The organism is Corynebacterium sp. MSK006 (genome assembly GCF_030232385.1).
GTDB classification, from domain to species: Bacteria; Actinomycetota; Actinomycetes; order Mycobacteriales; family Mycobacteriaceae; genus Corynebacterium; species Corynebacterium frankenforstense_A.
Genome location: NZ_JASPJZ010000021.1, coordinates 1 through 3,173 on the forward strand (window position 1 = coordinate 1; position 3,173 = coordinate 3,173).

Annotated in this window: 5 protein-coding genes; 2 read left to right on the forward strand and 3 right to left on the reverse strand. The window is 74.4% G+C overall.

The window, feature by feature from the left end; translation table 11 throughout:
* A partial coding sequence (locus QQA02_RS10415; RefSeq protein WP_284864248.1) for a hypothetical protein occupies nt 1-371 on the reverse strand: 371 nt, incomplete at its 3' end.
* Between the two features lie 137 nt (nt 372-508).
* On the opposite strand from QQA02_RS10415, the gene QQA02_RS10420 reads away from it, so the two are divergent.
* Together QQA02_RS10420 and QQA02_RS10425 are read left to right on the forward strand one after the other, a co-directional pair.
* Nucleotides 509-919: an HAD-IA family hydrolase gene (locus QQA02_RS10420; protein ID WP_284775598.1), complete on the forward strand. Its 411-nt coding sequence runs from the start codon at nt 509-511 to the stop codon at nt 917-919.
* A 7-nt stretch (nt 920-926) separates the two neighbouring features.
* On the forward strand, nt 927-1,433 hold the full coding sequence (locus QQA02_RS10425) for a DUF6912 family protein (protein ID WP_284775600.1): 507 nt from the start codon (nt 927-929) through the stop codon (nt 1,431-1,433).
* A gap of 56 nt (nt 1,434-1,489) precedes the next feature.
* On the opposite strand, the gene rsgA is transcribed toward QQA02_RS10425, so the two are convergent.
* Nucleotides 1,490-2,503, reverse strand: coding sequence for a ribosome small subunit-dependent GTPase A (gene rsgA / locus QQA02_RS10430; protein ID WP_284775602.1), 1,014 nt, complete (start codon nt 2,501-2,503; stop codon nt 1,490-1,492).
* Nucleotides 2,496-3,173, reverse strand: a 678-nt coding sequence (locus tag QQA02_RS10435) for a carboxyvinyltransferase (protein WP_502870992.1), incomplete at its 5' end; no start/stop codon positions are given. The genes rsgA and QQA02_RS10435, both read right to left, overlap by 8 nt.

Below are 3,173 nucleotides of genomic sequence, written 5' to 3' on the forward strand. Positions count from 1 at the left end.
GCGGGGGAGGCGCCGGCGCGCTCGGCGCGGCGGGCGGCGGCGTGCAGGCGCACCTGGCGGCCGTAGGCGGCCGACTCCAGGGCCCGGGGCCCGCGCACGCCGAAGATGACGTGCAGGGCGCGGGTGACGCGTGTCAGGGCCAGGCGGCGCGGGGCGCCGGCCCCGGGGGTGCCCGGCAGGGCCCTCGGCGGCGCCCCGCGCCGGTGTGGCCCCGCGGCGTGCGGGCCGGTGGGCCCGGTGGTCTCGGTTCGCTCGGCGGGGCCGGTGGGCTCGGCGGTTTCGGCTCGCCCGGGTGCCACCGCGTGCGGGTCGAGCATCATGAGCACGGCGGTGCCCGGCAGGGGCACCAGCGCGCCGGTGTCGGCGGACATGGTGGTCTGTCTCCTCGTCGCGCGGGCGACCCGGGCGGCGGGGCGGGGGTGGGCTGGGTATCATTGTGACACGAAAAGCGGCCGGGCGCGCGACGCCGGCGGCCGGCGAGACCACCACCGGAAAGGGTTGTGAGAGCGTGCGAGGACTGATCGTCGACTACGTGGGCGTGCTGGACGGCGACGAGGAGGAGCAGCGTCGCTGGCGCAACCTCTTCGCCGCGGCGCGGGCCAACGGGGTGGCCACCGCCATCCTGTCCAACGACCCGGGTGGCCAGGGTGCCGAGCCGATCCGTGAGTGGGAGTACCGCGGCATCGTCGACGCCGTGCTGCTCTCCGGGGAGATCGGCGTGGACAAGCCCGCCGAGGAGGCCTTCCAGGCCGCCGCGGACGCCCTCGAGCTGCCGATGCAGGACTGCGTCTTCGTCGACGACTCCATCGTCAACGTGCGCGCCGCCGTCGAGTCCGGCCTGGTCGGCGTGATGTACCAGACCTTCGACCGGGCGGTCATGGAGATCACCGGCCTGTTCGACATCGACGGCGAGTTCTAGGCCACCGATGCGCGTCTACCTGCCCGCGACCTTCAGCACCCTGACCGAGCTCAACGAGTCCGGCGTCATCCACGCCCGCAGCGGCTGGGCCTTCGCCGTCACCGACGCCCTGCGCGAGTTCTACACCGCGGGCGACGAGGAGGAACTTTCCGACGTCGCTTTCGACCAGGCCGCCCTGGCCAGCCTGCGGCTGCTCGCGGTCGGCGACGTGGCGAAGTTCCCGCACCGCCGCGTGGTCGTCTCCGCCGACGTCGACGACGCGCACGTGACCCCGGTGCCGGACAACGGCGAGTCCGTGGTGCGCCTCGAGCCGGCCTCCGTGGAGCTCGACGACGTCGCGGCGATCCACGTCGACGTGCCCGACGCCGAGGAGGCCACCGCCAGGGCGGTCAAGGCCATCGACGCCGCGGACCTCGGCGACGAGGACGCGGAGCTGACCGTGGGCGACGCCCAGGACAACTGGCTCGCGTTCTACGACCCCTCCGAGCTGCCGGTCCTCATCGAGCTGCTCTAGCCCTCCCGCCGCCCGGTGATTCCTTTTCCGGGGTGGTGGACGGAGTCCACCACGCCTCACTCCCAGTCGACGTTGGAGTGCAGCGCCTCGAGCAGCCGGCGCACGGCCGCCACGCGGCGCGCGCCCGCCCCGGTCAGCCCGTCGAGGGCGCACTCCGGGTCGGCCGGGGGACCCAGGTGCGTGCAGCCGCGGGGGCAGTCCTCCGCGGCGGCCGCGAGGTCCTCGAAGGCCGCGATGACGTCGTCGGGGGAGACGTGCGCCAGCCCGAAGGAGCGGATGCCGGGGGTGTCGATGATCCAGCCGCCGCCGGCCTCGCGCGGCAGGCGCAGCGCGACCGACTGGGTGGAGGTGTGCCGGCCCTTGCCTACCCCGGAGACCTCGCCGGTGGCGCGGTCGGCCTCGGGCAGCAGCCGGTTGACCAGCGTGGACTTGCCCACCCCGGAGTGCCCGATCAGGGCGGAGACCCGCCCGGAGATCCGCTCGAGCAGCGGGTCGAGGGGGTCGTTGACGCCGCAGACGACCACGGGCACGTCCAGGTCCGCGAACTCCGCGGCGAAGACGCTCGGGTCGGCCAGGTCCGACTTGGTCAGCACGATCACCGGCTCGATGCCGCCGACGAAGGCGGCGACCAGCGAACGCTCCACGAACCCGGAGCGCGGCGGGGGATCGGCCACCGCGGAGACGATGAGCAGCAGCTCCGCGTTGGCCACCACGGTGCGCTCGTAGGAGTCCGTGTCGTCGGCGGTGCGCCGCAGCACGCTGGTCCGCTCGTCGAGCTTGACGATGCGCGCGAGCGTCCCCTCCCGCCCGGAGGTGTCGCCGACCACGCCGACGCGGTCGCCGACCTCGACGGGGGTCCGTCCCAGCTCGCGGGCGCGCATGCACACCACGCGGGTGGGGTCGTCGGCGTCGCGGTCCCGGTCGAGGACCACGCCCCAGCGGCCGCGGTCCTTGGTGACCACCATGCCGAAGAGGGCGTCCTTGTGAGCCGGGCGCTTCTTGGTGCGCGGGCGTGACCCCTTGCCGGGGCGCACGTGCACGTCGGACTCGTCGTAGTGGCGCCTAGGCACGGCACCCCTCGTCGACCATGGTCTGCCACATCATCTGGAAGCCGGGCAGGGTCTTGGCGGTGGTCTGCACGTCCTCGACCTCGACGCCGTGGACGCGCAGGCCAAGCACCGCGCCGGCGGTGGCCATGCGGTGGTCGGCGTAGGAGCGCCAGACCCCGCCGTGCAGGAACGCCGGGCGGATGAGCAGGCCGTCGTCGAGCTCGCTGCAGTCGCCGCCGAGCCGGTTGATCTCGGTGCTCAGGGCGGTCAGCCGGTCGGTCTCGTGGCCGCGCAGGTGCGCGATGCCGGTCAGCCGGCTCTCGGACTGCGCCAGCGCGGCCAGTGCGGCCACGGTGGGGGTCAGCTCGCCGAAGTCGGACATGTCGAGCTCGATGCCCTTCAGGTGCCCGCCGGCCGGGCCGGTGACCTCGAGGTCGTGCGCGTGCGGCCCGCCGGACTCGCCGGGCACCAGCTTCACCGTGCAGCCCATGGCCTCGAGCACGCCGCGGATGGCGTCGCCGGCCTGGGTGGTCCGCTCCGGCCAGCCGTAGACGCGCACGGTGCCGCCGGTGACGGCCGCCGCCGAGAGGAACGGCGCGGCGTTGGACAGGTCCGGCTCGATGACCCAGCGCCGCCCGGCGATGGGCCCGGGGTGCACACGCCAGGTCTGCGCACCGCCGGTGTGCTCGTC